Below are 21,039 nucleotides of genomic sequence, written 5' to 3'. Positions count from 1 at the left end.
AAAGGACAATAACCATGACTGAAATTAATAATCGTTTTATCCAACTCCATTTATTGGTATCTTATCCGCCATCAAACCCTAATCGTGATGAATTAGGCCAACCAAAAGTAGCCGTCGTGGGCGGAACTCAGCGTTCTCGTATTTCTTCGCAAAGCCTGAAACGGGCATGGCGAACTTCAGAAATTTGGGAGAAGCAAGGTTTACGAATAGGCAAAAGAACACGCGAGCTGTTTTTTGACAAGGAATTAAATTTATATGGCCAATTACTAGCAAAGCATGGCGAAGAAAAAGCATCTAAGTTTGCAAAAACGATATTAGAAGTCTTTGTTAATCTTCCTAAAGGAAAAAAAGATGCTGTCACAGAGCAACCTATTCATTTTTCTACAACTGAAATCGAGAGAATTCAAGCATTAGTAGTTAATTTAGAGTTAGAGAAAGAGCCAACGAAAGAACAACTAGAAGCGTTGTTAGATGAAACACCAAGAAATATTGATCTTGCAATGTTTGGCAGAATGATTGCCAAGCGCCCTGATGCAAATTCAGAAGCAGCAGTGCAAGTCGCCCATGCTATTTCCATCAACGAAGTGGAGATCGAACCCGATTTTTTCACCGCTGTAGATGATTTGAATAAACACGGTTCGGCGCACATGGGCGAACAAGAATTTGTCTCGGCTATTTATTACTTGTATCTGTGTATTGACACCAAACTATTGTTAGAAAACCTTAAAGATAAAGCATTGGCGCAACAAGCGGTTAAGGCGTTGACCGAAACCGCCGCTGTGGTTGCTCCTACTGGCAAACAAAACAGCTACGCCAATCGTGCCCAAGCGTTTTATATTTTGGCAGAAAAAGGCGATGCCCAGCCGCGCAACTTATCGCTAGCTTTTTTAAAAGCCATGTCCACTGCCGAGCCGGAAAAAGCGATTGAGAAACTGCAAGACATCAAAAACAAATTCAATACGGTTTACTCCAAACCGCAAGAAAAAGAGATGAACCTGTTTGGTGAGGGTACGTTGCAAGACATTTTGGATTTTGTTGGTACGCTCTGATGAAAAGCTATCTAATTTTTAGATTGCATGGTGCATTGGCTTCTTGGGGGGATATTGCAGTAGGCAATATTCGCCCCAGTTATCGCTATCCATCAAAATCTGCGGTGATTGGTCTGTTGGCGGCAGCCTTGGGTATTAAACGAGATGATACAGATCAATTGAGAGAACTATTCAAATTGCAGTTTTCTGTCAGAGTGGATACTTTTGGTGTACCCATTGAAGATTATCATACGATACAAACTCCGAGCGAACAGGCCATCAAGAACGACAGAGGCAAAGATTATTGGACGCGGCTTGATGAAATAGCGGCAATCAATTGGCGGGTAATTCAATCTCAGAGTAATGCGGAAGCAGGGGCAATCCAGTCAAGCCGAACTTATTATTGCGATGCGCTTTATACCATTGCTTTGTCAGAAAATGCTAATAATTCAATCTCCTGGGATAAATTGAGGCCTGAAATTACGCAGATAAATGGTTTAATCCAGTTTCTGGAAAAGCCAATATTCAATTTGTATCTGGGTCGAAAATCCTGTCCATTAAGTTTACCTTTGGAAGCTCAAATTAAAAAAGGCGACAATTGTCAGCAAGCTATTAATGCCGCCGAATTTAACTTTCAAGAGGAATTGGCTTTGTTGACCAAATCTGTTGAAACAATTGCGTATTACAGCGAAGAAAGCCTGCCCTATAGCCAAATGAAATTAAGTCGCCGTGATCAGCCTGTCAATAAAAGCACTTGGCAATTTACCGATAGGGACGAATATTATGTGAGTATCAAGCGAGGTCATGATGTATCTGCATAAAATTATTCTCGATAAAGATCATGCGCGAAAACATAAGCGGCAATATGAAAAAGACGCTTACTTTTTGCATCAGCAAATTTGGGGTTTAGTGAGTCGTAATGAAAACCAAAAACGGGATTTTTTATACCGGGTGGAATATGATCAATATAAGAATGTGCAAAGCATTTTATTGTTGGCGGCAAATAAAGTTGAATCCACAAAGTGCATGACTGTTTATGTTTCGCCACTATACGATCCGAAAATTACAGAAGGCGAAAGTTTTCGTTTTAAATTACGCGCCAATCCGATAGTTAAACGTTGGGAAAATGGCAAAATGAAAGAATTTGGGCTTATTGTGGATGCCAAGCATAAACTTAAAAGAGAAGGTACTTGTTGCGTTGATGATTATTCTTTGGATGAACTCATTCAAGAAAAAGGGATGAAGTGGCTAGTAAATAAAGGCTTACTACATGGCTTTGCTGTCAAAAATTGGGATGTAGCAATTGGTAACGATTGGGAGTATGAGGTTAAAGTCAATGCAGAAGACAGACATCCTTTTCTAATTAGAACCTTGGATTTTGAAGGAATACTTGAGGTGGTAAATGCTGAAGATTTTAAGGCCGTGATGTTTAAAGGCATTGGCTCGGCCAAATCGTTTGGTTGTGGTTTACTTTCTGTAGCAAGGGTTTAAAAAAGGAAGGAATTAGTGCGATTTTTCTTAAAAACCAAACAAGAAGGCGACAAATCCGGTTTTAGCAGAGTTGATTTTAGTGGGAATTGCAAATCACCGATGTGCAAAAATTCGAGCAAGCCATATACCAAGGCATAGGTCGCGCCAAGGCTTTTGGTTGTGGTTTATTGATGATTAGGTGCACACAATAGTCTATGCTATTGGGGGCAATATTAACTGTTAAGGTCGATACCATAATTCTGTTGCCACATGGATAAACTTTGTAAATCAATACTAAAAAAGCTAACCCGACAATGATAATATGCCCAAACTTGTTCAAAAAACTAGGTAAGCCAATATGCAAGTCATCTTAAGTAATACCGGGCAAATCACTATTCCCGAGTTGATACTCAAGCAGTTGCATTTGCAACCAGGTGATGCGGTTGAATTGGTGCTGAGTGATGCAGGCGAAATAAGGCTGTTGCCGGTTACAGCTTTAATCACCAAGCTCAAAGGCATGTTATCGGCCACAAGAAAAATATTGACGCTGGAAGCCATGCAAGAAGTGATTGCCAGCGGTGCAGCCGAATCATGATTGGCTTACATACCAATGTATTAGTGCGTTATATCGTGCAGGCATAACCAGATGCTTCCACCCCTCAAACCCATCGCCATGAAAGAACGCGTCTCGCTGGTATTTATCCAGAAAGGCCAGATTGATGTCAAAGACGGCGCATTTGTGGTGATCGACGAAACCGGCATTCGTACCCACATACCGGTGGGCAGTATCGCTTGTATTATGTTGGAGCCGGGTACCCGAGTTTCTCATCATGCCGCCGCACTGGCTGCCAGAGCCGGAACTTTGCTAGTCTGGGTGGGCGAGGCTGGTGTCAGATTATATGCCGCAGGTCAACCTGGTGGTGCTCGGTCTGATCGTCTATTGTATCAAGCCAAATTAGCGCTGGATGATGCCGCACGTTTAAAGGTAGTCCGCAAAATGTACGAATTCCGTTTTGGCGAAAAACCGCCAGAGCGGCGTAGCGTTGAGCAATTGCGCGGTATCGAAGGTGCCAGAGTCAGAAAGCTATACCAATTATTGGCTAAACAGGCTGGTGTGGAATGGAGAGGCCGTAATTATGATTATAGTGAATGGGATAATAGCGACATGCCCAATCGCTGTCTTAGCTCTGCAACCTCGTGTTTATACGGTATTTGTGAGGCGGCTGTATTGGCAGCAGGTTATGCGCCTGCCATTGGCTTTATCCATACCGGTAAGCCGTTATCATTTGTTTATGACATAGCTGATTTGTTTAAATTTGACGATATTGTTCCGCAAGCTTTTAAAATTGCCGCGAAGAACTATCCCAATCCCGAGCGAGAAGTGCGGCTGATGTGCCGAGATGTGTTTCGCCAGAGTAAAATCCTTAAAAAAATTATTCCCACCATCGAAGAGGTGCTGGCGGCTGGTGAGCTTGAACTTCCCAAACCCACAGAAGAATCCATAGCGCCGGCTATTCCCAATCCCGAGAGCATAGGCGATGTTGGTCATCGTAGTTGAAAACGTCCCACCCAGGTTGCGCGGTAGATTAGCCGTGTGGTTAATTGAAATTCGTGCCGGCGTTTATGTTGGTGATTTGTCTGCCAAAGTGCGAGATATGATTTGGTCGCAAATAGAGCAGGGAATAGAAGATGGTAATGCGGTAATGGTATGGTCTACCAACACCGAATCGGGCTTTGATTTTGTCACCCTGGGTAAAAATCGCCGCCTGCCGGTAGAGTTGGATGGGCTTAAATTAGTTTCGTTTTTTCCTCCCTCCGAAGATGAAAATCAGGCTCTTTAACAATTTGGAAAATACCGAGAAAATCGGTAGAAATTTAGCAGAGTCATTTCTGTTTAGCTAACAATAAGTTAGAATTAGTGCGTTCCCCGCATATGCGGGGATGAACCGGCAAAGTTAAAATCGCCGGTCTTCCGATTTCCGCGTTCCCCGCATATGCGGGGATGAACCGCTTATGCCTGTTCTTACCCGGCTGATGGATGCGCGTTCCCCGCATATGCGGGGATGAACCGGCATCTGGAAATTTATTAGACAACAAACCAGCGCGTTCCCCGCATATGCGGGGATGAACCGTATACGCCATTAACATCAGGCACGGCTCCGCTGCGTTCCCCGCATATGCGGGGATGAACCGTTTATATGCATCTGGGTTAGGATTAGGTGATTGCGTTCCCCGCATATGCGGGGATGAACCGTATTTTCCGAGTTGAGATAAATTTAATGTCATGCGTTCCCCGCATATGCGGGGATGAACCGTTATGTACGAATTTCTGCGGATGATTTTCACAGCGTTCCCCGCATATGCGGGGATGAACCGAATTCATTGGCTATTTAGCCTAAGTGGTCATCGCGTTCCCCGCATATGCGGGGATGAACCGGCCAAGAGTGCATGATTAGGCTGCCTGGCGTTGCGTTCCCCGCATATGCGGGGATGAACCGTTGATCCGATCATGCTTAACGGTAAACCGGTAGCGTTCCCCGCATATGCGGGGATGAACCGATTATGACGCCGGTACCGAAATTAATGTTACCGCGTTCCCCGCATATGCGGGGATGAACCGCCGGCAGATCGAGAAAATACCATGGCGTTGCGGCGTTCCCCGCATATGCGGGGATGAACCGCGATAGAGCCTAGTTTACATCCCGATTATGTAGCGTTCCCCGCATATGCGGGGATGAACCGCAAAAAGCCGGGCAGCGTCATTGATAATGTCAGCGTTCCCCGCATATGCGGGGATGAACCGTCGTACAACGGTTTATCGGCTCTTGGCGTGGGGCGTTCCCCGCATATGCGGGGATGAACCGGCTAATGGTTACGGCGATATTTGGGAATTTATGCGTTCCCCGCATATGCGGGGATGAACCGCGCGGCCACGTCTTGAACCCTTCATACACCAAGCGTTCCCCGCATATGCGGGGATGAACCCACCGGATTCGACGGCCGTTATCTCATTGATGTGCGTTCCCCGCATATGCGGGGATGAACCGGAACAATTAAAGCGTTTTTTATTGGCGCTGGAGCGTTCCCCGCATATGCGGGGATGAACCGAGGTTTTGGACGCGGAAGCGTTGGTGCTTTGCGCGTTCCCCGCATATGCGGGGATGAACCGATCGTAGAATTCATTGGTCAGATAATGTGGGGAGCGTTCCCCGCATATGCGGGGATGAACCGTCAATTTATGATACTACCGCAACACAAGCGCTGCGTTCCCCGCATATGCGGGGATGAACCGATGGGTTAAATGCTTGCCATTGTTGCTGTGTCGCGTTCCCCGCATATGCGGGGATGAACCGGCGTTTCGGCGATAGGAGTGGTAGCAAATACCGCGTTCCCCGCATATGCGGGGATGAACCGGCTTTTTCAGACCGCCATACAAAGAGCCATCGGCGTTCCCCGCATATGCGGGGATGAACCGCAGTAGGATTAACCGGGCCGCAATATGTTCAGGCGTTCCCCGCATATGCGGGGATGAACCGTTGCTGCAACTCAGAATTGGTCATGCCAGAAAGCGTTCCCCGCATATGCGGGGATGAACCGGCCGTTAATCTGCAAACAGGTGAGGAATTTTTGCGTTCCCCGCATATGCGGGGATGAACCGTCCAATATGTTACTAGCCACGCTGACATGCGGGCGTTCCCCGCATATGCGGGGATGAACCGACTTAGTGATCATATTTCTATCCCATCTTCAAGCGTTCCCCGCATATGCGGGGATGAACCATATTGACGTTTTATAATGAAACAAATTCCGGCGCGTTCCCCGCATATGCGGGGATGAACCGGCCCGTACTGCTAATGCCGGCGCAACAGCCGTGGCGTTCCCCGCATATGCGGGGATGAACCGCAGTTTGTCCCCAATATCCATTTGAATCTTTCGCGTTCCCCGCATATGCGGGGATGAACCGGTTGGCAAAAATGAAAAAAATTCTCTCGCATTGCGTTCCCCGCATATGCGGGGATGAACCGACTCGCGCGCTTAAATCCGTCTGGAATTGTTTGCGTTCCCCGCATATGCGGGGATGAACCGGCAGGGAAAATAGTTTCACCGAAACGCTGTACGCGTTCCCCGCATATGCGGGGATGAACCGTCCCAGTCTAGCATCAGCCTCGGCGATGGCTCGCGTTCCCCGCATATGCGGGGATGAACCGGCTTAATCCAATATCGGCCAGTGGCTTAATTGGCGTTCCCCGCATATGCGGGGATGAACCGAAACCCGCAGGCATTGGCAAGCGCGGCATTAAGCGTTCCCCGCATATGCGGGGATGAACCGATGACATGGCCGAGCCATCACGAATTATTGTTGCGTTCCCCGCATATGCGGGGATGAACCGATGCCGCAATGGTTCGTAATGTCATGGGTGACGCGTTCCCCGCATATGCGGGGATGAACCGCTTGCACCATCCAAGCTTGCCGCAATTGGTCTGCGTTCCCCGCATATGCGGGGATGATTCGTTTTAGGGGGCCTGTAAACGGCCTTCCTTATGATGAGTAGATACAAATCCACTAACTATTCTTTGATGAAGGTTACGCTGCGAATCCCTCGATTCCACTGCGTTGCATCGAGGCTACGGGCTTTCAAGTAGCCGATTTTTTTGCTGTAAACGACACAAAACAGCAAACGTTCTTGATACAGTGATGCGGAATCGATTTACGCTACGCCAAGTGCTAAAGTTTGTTGGTATACCTTAACTCCACATTCTCAGCGGCCAAGAACCGCCGTAGTTTAATCAGCAATTCGTCGCAGGGCCGCACCCGCCATTCGTCACCCAGCTGCAGTATGGCTTTGGCGGTGGGGGTGGTGTAATCTATACTCACTGGACACATGCCGCCGGCAAACGGCTGCAAAATGGCCAGCAGCTCATCGCTAAATGGGCGCTCTGCCGGCCATTCCGCGTGATGCCAGCGCAATACCAGGCCTCTGGCAAATACTTCTCTGGCCTGATCGATGCTGTACAGCTTGTCGGCGGTTAGGCGCAGGCTGTTGGTAAAGTCGTCAAATCCCAGGCTGCCTTCGGCAACCAGTAACATATCTTTGTTCAGCAAATCCCGGTATTTATTATAAACTTCGCTATAAGCCGCCACTTCCAAGCGGCCACTGCGGTCATCCAGGGTGGCAAAGCCCATCATTTTGCCTTGCTTGGTTTGCCGGGTGCGCATGTCCACTATCATGCCGGCATAACGGCCTTCCATTTTGCCTCTGGAGCGTTCGGCATCGGCTTGCAGGCTGCCCAGGCTGCCGTAGGTGATGTGTTTTAATTCCGGCAGATATTCATTAATGGGATGGCCGGTTAAAAATAGCCCTAGGGTCTGTTTTTCGCCATCCAGTTTCTCTTTTTCTGTCCAGGGTTCTACAAAGCTGGAATAGGCTTCGTTTTCGCCATCGCTTACTTCCACTTGTACTGCCAGGCCAAATAAATCATTCTGGCCGGCTTCGGCCATTTTGCCGTGTTGTTCGGCTACCCGCAGTGCGGTGGTTAATTCTGCCAGATGCGCGGCCCGGTTGGGGTTAATGCCATCCAGTGCCCCAGCTCTTATTAGTGCTTCCAAAACTCGCCGGTTAACTTTGCGCAGGTCTACCCGTTTGCATAAATCATATAAGCCGGAAAAAAGCCCATTGTGTTTGCGTTCTTCCAGCAAATCTTCAATTGCGGCTTCACCCACGCCTTTGATGGCGCCCATGCCGTAGACGATTTGGTTTTTGGTATTAACTGTAAACCGGTAAGCGGATACGTTCAGATCGGGCGGACAAATTTCCAGCTTCATTTCCCGGCATTCTTCGATTAGTACCACTACCTTGTCAGTATTATCCATGTCCGATGACATTACCGCTGCCATAAAGGCTGCCGGATAATGGGCTTTTAACCAGGCGGTTTGGTAGGCTACCAGTGCATAAGCTGCGGAATGGGATTTATTAAAACCATAACCGGCAAATTTTTCCATCAAGTCGAAAATGTAGCTGGCAATTGATTCGGCTATGTCATTTTTAACTGCGCCTTGGGTAAAGATTTCCCGTTGTTTGGCCATTTCTTCGGGTTTTTTCTTACCCATAGCTCGGCGCAGCATGTCTGCTCCGCCCAGGGTATAGCCGGCCATTTCCCTGGCGATTTGCATTACTTGTTCCTGATACAGAATAACGCCATTGGTAGGGCTTAAAATCGGTATCAGGAGGGGATGGGCGTATTCGGCTTTGGCGCCGTGTTTAACGTTGATGTAATCGTCCACCATGCCCGATTCCAGTGGGCCGGGACGGAATAATGCCACTAGGGCAATAATGTCATCAAAACAGTCCGGCTTTAGTTTTTTGATCAGTTCTTTCATGCCGCGCGACTCTAGCTGGAAAACGGCGGTGGTCTGGGCTTTTTTTAATAACTCATAACTGGCGGCATCGTCACGGGGAATTTGGCTGATGTCGACCGGGGCTTCGTTGCGCTGGGCGCGTTGTTGGTTGATGGTTTGCAGCGCCCAATCGATTATGGTTAGGGTGCGTAAGCCTAGAAAGTCAAACTTGACCAGGCCCACTGCTTCCACGTCATCTTTGTCAAATTGGGTAACTAGGTTGCCGCCGCCTTGTTCACAGTACAAGGGGCTAAAGTCTGTTAGTTTGGTGGGGGAGATAACCACGCCGCCGGCATGTTTGCCGGCATTTCGGGAGATGCCTTCCAGTGAGCGGGCCATATCAATCAGCGATTTAACATCCTCTTCGCTGTCATACAGGGCTTTTAGTTCGGGGCTGTCCCGCAAAGCTTTTTCCAGGGTCATGCCGATTTCGAATGGTATCAATTTGGCTAGTCTGTCCACGAAACCGTAGGACATTGACATTACCCGGCCCACGTCGCGGATTACCGCTTTTGCCGCCATTGAACCATAGGTAATAATCTGGGAAACATGGTCGCGGCCATAATGCTCGGCCACATAATCAATGACTTCATCCCGGCGTTCCATGCAAAAGTCGATATCAAAATCCGGCATGGATACCCGTTCGGGGTTAAGAAAGCGCTCAAATAGCAGGTCGAATTCTATCGGATCAAGATCGGTGATTTTTAGCGCATAAGCCACTAGCGACCCGGCGCCGGAACCCCGGCCCGGCCCCACTGGGATGGCATTTTTTTTTGCCCATTGGATAAAGTCTGCTACGATCATAAAATAGCCGGAAAACCCCATCTGGGTGATCACGGTTAATTCGGTTTCCAGGCGTTCGTCATACACTAGGCGGTTTTCGGTAAAACTGCCTTTGCCTATCGGTGCGTATTGCTGCAGGCGTTCTTCCAGGCCCTGCCGGGAAGCTTCTTTAAAGTAACTGTCCAGCGTCATTCCCTCAGGCACTGGAAAGTCGGGTAGATAATTTTCGCCCAGGGTTAATTCTACATTACAGCGTTTGGCAATCTCCACGCTGTTTGCCAATGCTTCGGGGATATCGGTAAATAACTCGGCCATTTCTTGGGCTGTGCGTAAATATTGCTGATCGGTATAATTGCGGGGGCGACGGCTGTCGTCCATGACGCGGCCCTGGTTGATACATACCCGCACTTCATGGGCGTCAAAATCGGTTTTATTGATAAAGCGTACATCATTGGTTGCCACGACCGGCAGTGTCAATTCTGTTGCCAGCGCTATGACTTGTTTTAGATAACGTTCTTCATCTGCTTTACCTACTCGCTGTAATTCAATATAAAAACTGTCTGGAAATAAGTTTTGCCAAAATTCGGCGCAAAGTTTGGCCTGAGCAAGGTTGTCGGCCAGTAAGGCTACGCCCACATCGCCCTCCATGGCTCCGGATAAAGCAATCAGTCCTTGATGGTTGGCGGCCAGCCAGCTTTTTTGCAGCATAGGGATGCCCTGATGTTGGCCATGCTGATAGCCTTGAGAAATCAGTTCGGTCAGGGTGATATAACCTTTTTGATTGCGTGCCAGTAAAGTCAGCCGGAAAGGGGCGCTGGGTTCTTCTTCATTGAAAATCAGTACATCCGCGCCAATCAGGGGTTTGATGCCGGCACCTTGCGCTGCCTTGTAAAACTTTACCAGCGAAAACATATTGCTTTGCTCGGTAACTGCGGCGGCGGGCATGCCAAACTGAGCTAGTTTGGCAACCAGCGGCTTAATTCTGACGATGCCGTCAAGCAGGGAAAATTCGGTATGAATTCTGAGATGGATAAAGTTTGGCTGCATCTCGGTATTGGGCAAAAGAATTTAAAAGTAGGGTGATGATGTTAAGCTTACGGGCATCCTGCGTAGTCTTGATGCAGCAGCGCGGAATCGAGAGTGTAGGCCGCCACTACTGCGATAGCATAAGTTATATTTGCGTTAATTCTGCAGCCATTTTTTCACCGGCCCAAATGACTTTCGATGTTGTGCCGTCACACCCAGGGTTTGCAGTTTCTGCAAATGCACTGCGGTTGGATAGCCCTTATGTACCACAAAATCATAGCCCGGATAGAGTTTGTCCAGGGTTTGCATTTCGGTATCGCGTGCTACTTTTGCTAAAATTGAGGCGGCCGAAATTTCCGCTATCAACAAATCGCCTTGAACAACCGCTTCCCCCGGTCTATCCAGTTTAGGCAGGCGGTTGCCGTCCACCATTACGTAATCCGGTTTGATCGCCAACTGCGCATAAGCACGCTGCATTGCTATCATGGTGGCCTGTAAAATATTATGCCGGTCTATCTCGCTGGCTTCTGCGCGGCCAACTGCCCAGGCCAAGGCATTAGCTTTGATCTGTTCTGCCAGTAACTGGCGTTTTTTTGCGGTGAGCTTTTTCGAATCGGTAAGTCCGGCTATCGGTCTGGCAGGGTCAAGAATTACCGCCGCAGCCATAACCGGGCCGACAATACAGCCCCGGCCTACTTCATCAATGCCGGCAATGCGTTGCAAGCTTATCGGAGTATGCCTCGGGTGACGTTACGCAGAAAACTCACCATATTGGAAAGCTCATTGCTTTCACCGGCCATGTCTTCCATTTCTTCTATGGCATCTTCCAGGCGTAGATTGCTTTTGTACAGAATTTTGTAAGCCTTGCGGATTTGTCTGATGACTTCCGGCGGCACTCCGTTGCGTTCCATGCCTACCGAGTTTATGCCGTGTGGCCGGGTAGGTCTGCCGCCTACCATCACAAACGGCGGAATATCTTGGGTAATGGCGCTGCCCATCGCCGAAAAACTATACTCACCGATTTGAGTAAACTGATGCACCAGGGTAAACCCACCCAGGATAGCAAAATTACCAATATGCACATGACCGGCAATTGATGCGCCATTGGCCATAATCACACGATTGCCAATCAGGCAGTCATGTGCCACATGGGTATAAGCCATAAACAGATTGTCGCTGCCGATAGTGGTGACGCCTTTGTCTTGCTGAGTGCCGCGATGCATGGTGCAAAACTCACGGATCACATTGCGGTCGCCAATTTCCAGGCTGGTGATTTCGTCGTCGTATTTCTTATCCTGAGGGTCTTCGCCAATTGAGGTAAATTGATAAATCACATTATCTTTACCTATTGAGGTTGGGCCTTTAATTACTGCATGAGGACCAATCTCGGTGCCGGAATCTATCTGCACATCAGCGCCGATGATTGAAAACGGCCCGACTTTAACATCACTGGCCAGTTCGGCATTTTTATGGATAACCGCTCTAGGATCAATCATTTAACTTACCGCTGCCGCACACATGATTTGCGCACTGGCCGCTAATTCACCGTTGACTTCTGCCCGGCAATCAAATGACCAGATATTGCGTTTGCTTTTCAGAAATTTAATCTCCAGCATTAGCTGATCTCCAGGTACCACCTGCCGTTTAAATCGGGCGTTATCAACTGCCGCCAGATAATAAGTAACCCCTTTACCCAAAGATTCATCACTTTGTGAGGCCAGTAAACCTGTGGCCTGAGCCAGGGCTTCTATAATCAAAACACCCGGAAATATCGGCGCATGCGGGAAATGGCCCTGGAAAAACGGTTCGTTATAAGTCACGTTTTTCAGACCCAGCAGGCGAACTCCGGGTTCACATTCAAGCACTCTGTCAACCAATAAAAACGGGTAACGATGTGGTAAAAATTCCTGGATTTGTAAAATATCAAGTGTGCCGGTCATTGTGGCTTAATCATATCCTAGAGACGGAGAGAAACACCACGCCATTAACCGGCACGGCCATTTTCCCCTGGCTTAAACAACGGAGCTTATTGGGATAAGGTTTCCAGTTTTTGTTGGACGCGGCTAGTCACATCAATCTGATCATTAGCGTAAATTACGCCATCGGTCAGCAACAGATCAAAGGATTCTTCTTTAGCCAGTGCCCGCACCGCTTCTACGATACGTTTTTGCAAATTGCCCAGTTCTTCGTTTCTGCGCATATTAAAATCTTCGCTAAATTCTTGCTGAGATCTGGCCGCATCACGTTTTTTATCGACAATATCTTTTTCCAGTTTGCGACGTTCCTCATCACCCATCACAGCAGAGTCGCGGCCCAATTTGTCTTCCAGGCTTTTAATTTCTTTTTGTTGAGAAACCAGCGCTTTGTCACGCGGCGAAAACTCAGTTTCCAGCCGGGATTTGGCTTTGGCTGCTTGCGGCGCTTTTTCCAATACTTTGGCGACATTAACAAAACCGATTTTCAGTTCTGCTTGGCTGACACCGGCAACCAACATCAGCATTAAAAACATGGTAATTCTATTTTTCATGGTTACAACCATCTCCAGCTTAGTTTTTCGGGGGGAATTAGGACAAAATACAGTATTCAATTATAAGGTAAAAAACATTTAAACCAAACTAAAATCCAGAGCCAAAGGTAAACTGGAAGGCTTGGGTCAAGTCATTAGGCTGCGGATTGAGGGGATGGGCAATACTGACCGCCAATGCGCCGAAAGGCGACAGCCATTCGCCGGATAGACCTGCTGAATAGCGGAAGAAATGATCCAGGCTGTTTGAACCGGACAGGTTAAAGTTGTTAGCCAAAGAGCCGCCATCCAGAAAAGCGCCCACCCGGACTGACTTAAGATCGCTTAACAACGGTACCGGAAAAAACAGTTCAGCTTTACCAACTGCTTTGGTTGAGCCACCAAATGGCCGGTTATAGGAGTCACGCGGGCCCATGGTATTCTGCATAAAGCCCCTGACATCGCCGGTACCACCCGCATAATAGTTTTCAAAAAACGGATAAACCGATGTCTTGCCATAGTTGCCGCCATGCGAAACCTCGCCTAGCAGTCTAAAAGTAAAATCATTGGAGATGGGGAAGAAATGCTGGTGTTTATAGCTGATTTTAAATAAATCCAGATCACTGCCCGGTACGGTAATCAAGCCGGAAATTCTTTGCTGTCCGCCTTTATGTGAAAAAGTTGGTCTGTCCAACGTGTCATGAGTCCAGCCTGCAGATGTGGAAAAGGTATTGAAAGTGCTGCCGTTTTCCTTAATATAATTGATAATCTGTGTGGATGATAACGAAGTCGAAGAAATCTGGGTGTGTTTGGCTTCAAGGTCAAAACCCAAGCGATTAAATTCATTTAAAGGGATGCCAAAGTTCATGCTGCCATTGGCAATAGTGGTATTGTAGCTGGCCAAGTTGGCGGCATAGGCGTTACGGGTGGCGTAACCAAGATTGTAGCCGAGTGAAATCCCATCCAAAGTATAGTAGGGGTCATTAAAACCCAAATTATACCGGGTCATAATGCTACTGTTATTGAAGCCCAGATCAACCCGCTTACCGGTACCAAAAATGTTATCCTGAGAAATATTGGCGTTAAAAATTATACCTTGTACCTGAGAATAACCGACACCGGCCTGCAAGTTACCGGACGCTTTTTCCTTAACCGTATAATTAACATCAATCTGATCGGCTGCACCCACCACTTGCGGTGTTTCCAGGCCAACTTCCTCAAAAAAGCCTAACCGATCCAGGCGGGATTTCGAGCGCTCAATTTTGTTTCCTGCGGCCCAACTGGACTCCATTTGCCGCATTTCCCGGCGAATTACCTCGTCACGGGTTTTGGTATTGCCTTTCACATTAATACGCCGCACATAAACGCGTTTGCCCGGATCAACAAAAAAAGTCATGGCTACGGATTTTTGTGATTCATTGATTTCCGGCACCATATTCACGTTGGCAAAAGTATAGCCCTCGTTACCCAAGCGGTCTGAAATAGCCTTGGAGGTTTCCGTGGCATTTTTCCGAGAGAAAATTTCCCCCGGTCCCACTTTGACCAACTTCACCAGTTCTTCCGGCGGCACGATCAGTTCACCGGTCAGCTTCACTTTTTCCAGTTTATAAATATCGCCTTCCTTAACATTGATGGTGATATAAATTTCTTTTTTGTCGGCAGTAATATCCACTTGGGTGGACTCAATCGAAAAATTAATGTAGCCCCGGTCCAGATAATAGGAGCGGAGTTTTTCCAGATCGGCAGAGAGTTTTTGTTTGGAGTACTGGTCGTCTTTGGAATAAAAAGACAAAAAGTTGGTGGTGCTCAGTTCAAATTCTTTGCGTAGCACGCTATTGGGGAATGCCTGATTGCCGACAATATTGATTTGCTTGATTTTGGCAACTTTGCCTTCGGAAATTTCGATACGGATGCCGACTCGATTGCGGCTCAGTTCTGATACTTCGGTCTTGATTTTCATGCCGTACTTGCCGTGGCTGAAATATTGGCGACGCATCTCCTGCTCGACTTTATCCAGAATCTGTTTGTTGTAAACTTTGCCTTCGGTCAGGCCGATCTTTTTCAAAGCTTCATTCAGATCATCTTTTTTAATATCTTTATTGCCTTCAATCGAAATCTTGGCTACCGATGGCCGTTCTTCCACGATCACCACCAGAGTATTGCCTTGTTTTTCCAGGCTTATGTCCTTGAAAAAACCGGTGTTAAACAAGGCTCTGATCGCAGCAGCCTGTTTTTCTTCGGTAAAATTTTCGCCGATAGACACAGGTAAGTAGTTGTATACCGTACCAGCGGAAATTCTTTGCAGGCCTCGTACCTGAATATCGTCAACAATAAAGCTGTCGGCTGCCCATACAGATTTAACTGCAAGGAAACTCCACACTAACACTCGAAAAACCGGATTTATTTTCACGCGGTCAACCAACTAAAACAATAAATTGCAAAATTGTACCATGAGGGCGAACTTATAGAACCGGGCAGATGCAAAATGCCGGGTATTTGTTGTCATTTAAACAGTACTGGTCAATCTGTTCGGCTTTGTCGTTGCCCAAACTGTGCCAGCGTTAAAATCCTTCCAAGCCCCATCAACAATAGTTACACTATGGACTTGAGTAGCGGAGCCGGATATGGCTGAATTAAACGAAGAACGAATAGATAAATGGTTGTGGGCGGCGCGTTTTTACAAAACTCGCCAGTTAGCAGCAGATGCTGTTAGTGGCGGTAAAGTTCATATCAATGGTCAACGCTGTAAGCCGGGTAAAGATGTAAAATTAACCGATGTGCTTACCATTAGCAAGGATGGCTATACTTGGCAAATCAGTGTCACCGCTCTGACCAAACAGCGCCGGGCCGCCAAAGATGCGGTTTTAATGTATCTGGAAGATCCCGCCAGCGTCAACAAACGTCTGCAACAGCAAGAACTGCATAAGCAGCAACAGGCTTTAATCCATCCTTCCGAACGTGAACATAAACCCAATAAAAAACAACGCCGGCAGATACATCGTTTCAAACAGGATTTCTGAGCAAACTACAATCGATTGACTTGCACTTAGGTAACTTTAGGATTAGATAATGGTGTTACGCCAAGATACAGTAATAAAAATCAGTTTATTGGCTCTCGTGTTGTTGCAAGCTTGCGGCAGCACCCGTCAATTGGCCGTGGATTATCCAAAAACCGAAATCACGCCGCTAAAACCCTTAAAAGGTCAGGCTGGGGTGGCGGCTGATGATTACTATGTGCAACTTATTTCCGAATTTGAATTTAAAGGTGGCAATGCCTTAAAAAACGGCTGCAGTGACATGGGATCTCACTACGAAAACGCGGACATTTCTGCCGCTTTATTGTTCAATGTGCGTAATGATGCCATCAAGCTTAAACAGGAAGTCAGCGGATTTTTATATCAGGCTGCCATCGGCACCTGTCATTTCAAACTGGAAACCAAAAAAGCTAATTTAACTCCCTGGTTGCGACTGGATGCCGCTAAAGATACCCAGCTTGATTACAGTTTTCTCACCAGTAACAGCCACGACAGCAATCTCAGTCAAGTTGTCAATGATGTCAATGCCGCCGGTAATTTGTTGGCATTAACCGGTGTCGGCACCGGTGTTGCGGTGATGGGTAAACTGGCCGGTACCTGGGTGGACGGCAGCCAGCAGGCGGCAGTTAAAGCTCCGCCGGCTACCAAAGTCAGCTCCGAGACCCATACCCTGCCGGCCTATGTGCAATTAAGCGGCGATAGCGGTAGTCTGGTTGGAGACCGCTTGCCGGTTTATCAAGTCATAGATGGCGGCGCCAAATTTTGGACTTCTGAAGCCAGCTTGCTTGGGGAATTGCGAATTTATCCGGAAATTACCCCCGCACTGTTACTCAAAACCGGTAGCGACGGGCTGCCGGATGCTCACGACTTATCTTTGCCGGAACTTTGGCATGTTCCCATTCAGAGTGCCGGCGGCCAGATGCCGCTTCGGCAAGTGTTGGATCAGCTTAATCAGGCCGACAAACCCAATCTCCAGCCGGACTGGCAAAATTACAGCCAGGTGGAAAGTCAGTGTCGCCAACTCAAACTGGTCATGAAAGATCTGGGCTTTAATAAATACGATCGCGATGCTGTGTTGTATTATTTTCTTAATCAGTCACCTGATTGGAAAAATTTCAATATTTCCCAGCAATTGGCCATGACCGACCAACTCAGGCCCAAGCTGCTTGAGCAATATCATAGTAATGGCTTTGCCGGTTGTTTGGCAGATGAAGATTATATTGCTATGAAAAACATGAAATTGTCTGTCAATACTCCACAGGACTGGGAGCAAATCACCAGTTCGCGCTTGAAAAAAGAAGGGGTTATCAATACCATACAAGCACTGGCCCGGCAATTGTTGGCCGCGGTCAAAAATCCTGATAAAGACGAAATGACCCACCAGCTTTATCCGTTGTTAAATACTGATAAAAGTGGCAACGGTAGTGTCCTGGTACAAAATCATTTAAGCAATTTCGGGCTGGAAGCTATGCTGCAAGTGCCGGTGATTCCAGACGAGGGCGTGGTGATTAACGCCGGCCAATTAGCCGCTATGTTTTTGGGTTTGAATGTGGAGAGTTATAGTTGTGCCCGTCCGGCTCAGGAACAGGGGCAGCCTTTGGCAAATATCGGGATTATTCTATTTGCCACCAAGCCCGGCAGTCCGCGTGAAAAAGGTGGAGCGTTGGAGTTTGAATTGGTGCAGGGCAAAATAGTCCGTATCACTCTACAGCACCCGGCTTTTCGGGATTTTGAACAGAATATTGCTGATTATCCCGATTTAGGTGGGTGCCGAATAGAAGCGGACTTGTTAAACAGCTTGCATTAAGTCAGGAGCAACGCACAGATGGCGATTACCAAAAACCAAAAGATTATCGCCGCTGTATTTTGTTTTGCTCTGGCGTTTTATACCTTACTGGGTTTTTATATATTACCGACTTTATTGCGGACTAAATTGCCGGCGATAATTTTGGAAAACACCGGCTGGCAAGCTCAGCTAAGCCAAGTAAGTTTCAATCCGTACAGTATGGAATTGGCTATAACCGGGTTTTCACTGGCGGAAGCTGAGGGGCAGCCCTTATCCGGTTTTGAGAAACTGGCGGTTAATGTTGGTGTTTTGGCATCCATCCGTCATCTGGCGCTGGTGGTTGAGGATATTACCTTGCTTAAGCCCAGTGCGTATGTGCATCGCCACGCCAACGGCAGCTTTAATTTCACCAGTATGCCGGTCAAACACAGCCCACAGCCGGAGTCGCAGGGCGGCACCAAACTGCCGGCTTTTCTGGTTGGTCGCTTAAGCATAGAAAACGGTGAAGCCCACTGGCAGGATAGTCAGTCTGGAACATCACGCCGTGAATCCATTTTGCCGATTAATCTTAGTGTCAGCCATTTGTCTACGCTTGATGAAACAAAAGCTGGGGTCGATTTTAGTTTGCAAATAGCCTCTGGCGGACGTTTGCAATGGCAAGGCGAATTAAGTCTGATACCTCTGGAGTCCAAGGGGCATTTGCAGTTGGAAAGCCTGGATTTAGCTAAAATCTGGCAACTGCTGGGTCAGGAAAGCCTGCCCTTGGAAATATCGGATGGTCATGTGAATGTCCAAGCCGATTATCAGGCTGCGGTGCTGGAAAACATATTAAATGCTAAGGTTGAACATGGCGAAATTGCCATTAAGCAACTCAAAATTGTCGAAAAAAGTCGGGGTGAAGCCTTAATTGATCTGCCTGTTACTGTGTTGACCGGTATCAGCGCCGATCTCAAGCAAAAACAACTCACTATCGCCCAGCTTAGCAGTAACGATGCCGCCATTAAAGCTTGGCGGCAGGCAGATGGCCTTATCAATTATCAAGCCTTGTTTCCAAGCCCAGATGCCACAACTGAACCTGCCGCTACTCCGGCAGCGCCGGTTAAATCCCAGCCAGACTGGCATATCTGCCTTGACGAATTGCTGCTCAAAAACTATCAAATCCAATTCAGCGATCAAAGCCAGAAAATCCCACCGGTTTTACAGCTAAGCGCCATTAATTTTAATTTGCGCAAATTCGGCAATGCCCAGGCCGAGCCTTTGCCGATGCAGTTCAGCGCCGTTTTTAATCAACAGGGTAATCTAAAAGTTAACGGCAATATCAGCCTTAAGCCCATGACCGCAGATTTGACGCTGGACATCAATGGCATACACTTAAAAGACTTTCAAAGCTATCTGGATAACTATCTGAATCTGGAATTGGTCAATGGCAGCTTTAACAGTCACGGCAATCTGCAGGTAAAGCAGGCTGATAATCTGCAACTGGTGTTTCACGGCGATGCCGATATCGCTGATCTGCTCACCCGCGATAAAGTGGTAAACAAAGATTTTCTGAAATGGGCCGATTTGCAGCTCCAACAAATCGATATTGATTTGGCCCAGCAAAGTTTTAATTTAGCCAAGGTATTATTCGACCGGCCATATCTGCGCTTTATTATTCAAAAAGACCATCGTACTAATCTGGCAGATATTATCCCCACAAAAACCACATCGAAAACCGCGCCGGCAGAAGTACCAGCCCCGGCGCCCGTTACGCCAGAAAAAAATCCGCTGTTCAGTATCGGCAGTGTTGAAGTCAAGGATGGTCGATCCGACTTTGCCGATTATTCCCTGATTTTGCCGTTTATTGCCGAAATGAATGCGCTGAATGGTGCTGTCGATGGATTTACCTCGCAGCAAAACGCCAAGCTTAAATTACTGCTGCGCGGCAAGGTTTATGACATCGCTCAGGTCAACATCAAAGGTTTTTATCAGCTCAATACCGCCAATTCCGATATTACCCTGAATTTTTCCCACATGCCCTTGCCTTTGATTACGCCGTATATGGCCGATTTTGCCGGTTATAAAATTGAAAAAGGCCAGATGGCGCTGGATTTGAGTTACAAGGTCGATCATGGCAATCTCACCGCGCAGAATAAAATTTTTATCGATCAGCTCACCCTGGGTGAGCAAGTGGAAAACCCCCATGCCAGTTCTTTACCCTTGCGATTGGCCATAGCCTTGCTGAAAGATGCCGACGGCAAAATTAATCTGGATTTTCCGGTAACTGGAAGCCTGGACGACCCTCAGTTTAGTGTTGGGGCCTTGATAGTAGATGTAGTCGGCAATCTCATTACTAAACTGGTCTCGTCACCGTTTCAGGCTTTTGGGGATTTATTAAGTGATGAACACGATTACAGCGCAGTTAAATTTACTGCCGGAAGTGCTGAGTTGGACAGTCAGGAAACGGCAAAGCTTGATCAACTGGGCAAAGCCTTACAAAGCAAGCCAGGCCTGACTTTGGAAGTAAAAGGCAAAGCTTATCAGGTTCTGGACTGGCCGCAGATGCGGTTTGATGCTTTAACCGATATCCTCAAAAAAATGAAATCCGGCGAGTTAAGAGATGCCGGCAAAAAAATTCGGTCCGAATATATCGAATTGTCCGAAGATGAATATAAACGCTTGCTGGAAAAGTTTTTCAAAGAAGTGTTTCCGGCCGACATCGATTACTCGCTGTTGGGTAGGCCACGCATCAAGTCCCAGCCGGATGCGGAATTTTACACAGTCGCGCGGCAGAAATTGGAAGCTGTGATGCTGCCCGATGCCCAAAAGCTGAATGATTTGGCAATTGCCAGAGCCAATGCTATTTCTAAGTACATGATAGAAAAAAGTCAGGTTGATATCAATCGCATCTATATACTGTCACCTGAGTTGGAGCAAGCTAATGCTGCAGATATTACTTCGGTTTTGTCCTTAAATGCGGCACAGTGAATGCAGTGATATTATAATCAGCGCAATTAATGCGATTTCTTCCC

Annotated in this window: 16 protein-coding genes and 1 CRISPR repeat array; of the genes, 10 read left to right on the top strand and 6 right to left on the bottom strand. The window is 47.4% G+C overall.

Features of this window, described 5'->3' with window-relative positions; translation table 11 throughout:
* Positions 1 to 14: 14 nt before the first annotated feature.
* From cas7e to cas2e, 7 genes are all read left to right on the top strand, one after another.
* Positions 15 to 1,049 carry a type I-E CRISPR-associated protein Cas7/Cse4/CasC gene (gene cas7e / locus KEF85_RS14990; RefSeq protein ID WP_215581957.1) on the top strand — a complete coding sequence of 345 codons (1,035 nt, stop codon included), beginning with the start codon at positions 15 to 17 and terminating at the stop codon, positions 1,047 to 1,049.
* Positions 1,049 to 1,849, top strand: a complete 801-nt coding sequence (gene cas5e, locus KEF85_RS14985; protein ID WP_215581955.1) for a type I-E CRISPR-associated protein Cas5/CasD — start codon at positions 1,049 to 1,051, stop codon at positions 1,847 to 1,849. The genes cas7e and cas5e overlap by 1 nt, the downstream gene beginning before the upstream one ends.
* Entirely contained in the window at positions 1,833 to 2,519 is a 687-nt protein-coding gene (gene cas6e, locus KEF85_RS14980; RefSeq protein WP_215581953.1) for a type I-E CRISPR-associated protein Cas6/Cse3/CasE, read from the top strand. The genes cas5e and cas6e overlap by 17 nt, the downstream gene beginning before the upstream one ends.
* Positions 2,520 to 2,620: 101 nt before the next feature.
* Positions 2,621 to 2,710: a type I-E CRISPR-associated protein Cas6/Cse3/CasE gene (locus KEF85_RS17140; RefSeq protein ID WP_425515603.1), complete on the top strand. Its 90-nt coding sequence runs from the start codon at positions 2,621 to 2,623 to the stop codon at positions 2,708 to 2,710.
* A gap of 146 nt (positions 2,711 to 2,856) precedes the next feature.
* Entirely contained in the window at positions 2,857 to 3,093 is a 237-nt protein-coding gene (locus KEF85_RS14970; RefSeq protein ID WP_215581951.1) for an AbrB/MazE/SpoVT family DNA-binding domain-containing protein, read from the top strand.
* Between the two features lie 51 nt (positions 3,094 to 3,144).
* On the top strand, positions 3,145 to 4,056 hold the full coding sequence (cas1e, locus tag KEF85_RS14965) for a type I-E CRISPR-associated endonuclease Cas1e (RefSeq protein WP_215581949.1): 912 nt from the start codon (positions 3,145 to 3,147) through the stop codon (positions 4,054 to 4,056).
* Entirely contained in the window at positions 4,037 to 4,339 is a 303-nt protein-coding gene (gene cas2e, locus KEF85_RS14960; RefSeq protein WP_215581947.1) for a type I-E CRISPR-associated endoribonuclease Cas2e, read from the top strand. The genes cas1e and cas2e overlap by 20 nt, the downstream gene beginning before the upstream one ends.
* A 79-nt stretch (positions 4,340 to 4,418) precedes the next feature.
* Positions 4,419 to 7,011: a CRISPR direct-repeat array (repeat unit 29 nt; unit sequence GCGTTCCCCGCATATGCGGGGATGAACCG).
* Positions 7,012 to 7,224: 213 nt separating this feature from the next.
* Here the strand turns inward: cas2e and dnaE are convergent.
* The 6 genes from dnaE to bamA all read right to left on the bottom strand — a co-directional run bounded on the left by dnaE (position 7,225) and on the right by bamA (position 15,617).
* A complete protein-coding gene (gene dnaE / locus KEF85_RS14955; protein ID WP_215581945.1) occupies positions 7,225 to 10,725 on the bottom strand; it encodes a DNA polymerase III subunit alpha in 3,501 nt (1,166 codons plus the stop codon).
* A gap of 135 nt (positions 10,726 to 10,860) precedes the next feature.
* Entirely contained in the window at positions 10,861 to 11,427 is a 567-nt protein-coding gene (gene rnhB / locus KEF85_RS14950) for a ribonuclease HII (protein ID WP_215581943.1), read from the bottom strand.
* Between the two features lie 2 nt (positions 11,428 to 11,429).
* Positions 11,430 to 12,200, bottom strand: a complete 771-nt coding sequence (gene lpxA, locus KEF85_RS14945; protein WP_215581941.1) for an acyl-ACP--UDP-N-acetylglucosamine O-acyltransferase — start codon at positions 12,198 to 12,200, stop codon at positions 11,430 to 11,432.
* Entirely contained in the window at positions 12,201 to 12,644 is a 444-nt protein-coding gene (fabZ, locus tag KEF85_RS14940) for a 3-hydroxyacyl-ACP dehydratase FabZ (protein ID WP_215581939.1), read from the bottom strand.
* 86 nt (positions 12,645 to 12,730) lie between these two features.
* Entirely contained in the window at positions 12,731 to 13,231 is a 501-nt protein-coding gene (locus KEF85_RS14935; RefSeq protein WP_215581937.1) for an OmpH/Skp family outer membrane protein, read from the bottom strand.
* 88 nt (positions 13,232 to 13,319) lie between these two features.
* Positions 13,320 to 15,617 (bottom strand): outer membrane protein assembly factor BamA, encoded by a 2,298-nt coding sequence (gene bamA, locus KEF85_RS14930; RefSeq protein ID WP_215581935.1) that lies wholly within the window; start codon positions 15,615 to 15,617, stop codon positions 13,320 to 13,322.
* Positions 15,618 to 15,831: 214 nt separating this feature from the next.
* On the opposite strand from bamA, the gene KEF85_RS14925 reads away from it, so the two are divergent.
* The 3 genes from KEF85_RS14925 to KEF85_RS14915 are packed head-to-tail and all read left to right on the top strand — an operon-like array spanning position 15,832 to position 20,995.
* Positions 15,832 to 16,227, top strand: coding sequence for an RNA-binding S4 domain-containing protein (locus KEF85_RS14925; RefSeq protein ID WP_215581934.1), 396 nt, complete (start codon positions 15,832 to 15,834; stop codon positions 16,225 to 16,227).
* 49 nt (positions 16,228 to 16,276) lie between these two features.
* Positions 16,277 to 18,049, top strand: a complete 1,773-nt coding sequence (locus KEF85_RS14920; RefSeq protein WP_215581933.1) for a hypothetical protein — start codon at positions 16,277 to 16,279, stop codon at positions 18,047 to 18,049.
* Between the two features lie 18 nt (positions 18,050 to 18,067).
* On the top strand, positions 18,068 to 20,995 hold the full coding sequence (locus KEF85_RS14915) for a DUF748 domain-containing protein (protein ID WP_215581932.1): 2,928 nt from the start codon (positions 18,068 to 18,070) through the stop codon (positions 20,993 to 20,995).
* The last annotated feature ends 44 nt before the right edge of the window (positions 20,996 to 21,039 follow it).

This window comes from Methylomonas paludis, assembly GCF_018734325.1.
In the GTDB taxonomy this organism is placed as follows: domain Bacteria; phylum Pseudomonadota; class Gammaproteobacteria; order Methylococcales; family Methylomonadaceae; genus Methylomonas; species Methylomonas paludis.
Note: the sequence above shows the minus strand (reverse complement) of the source record. Positions and strands in the feature narration are given on the sequence as shown.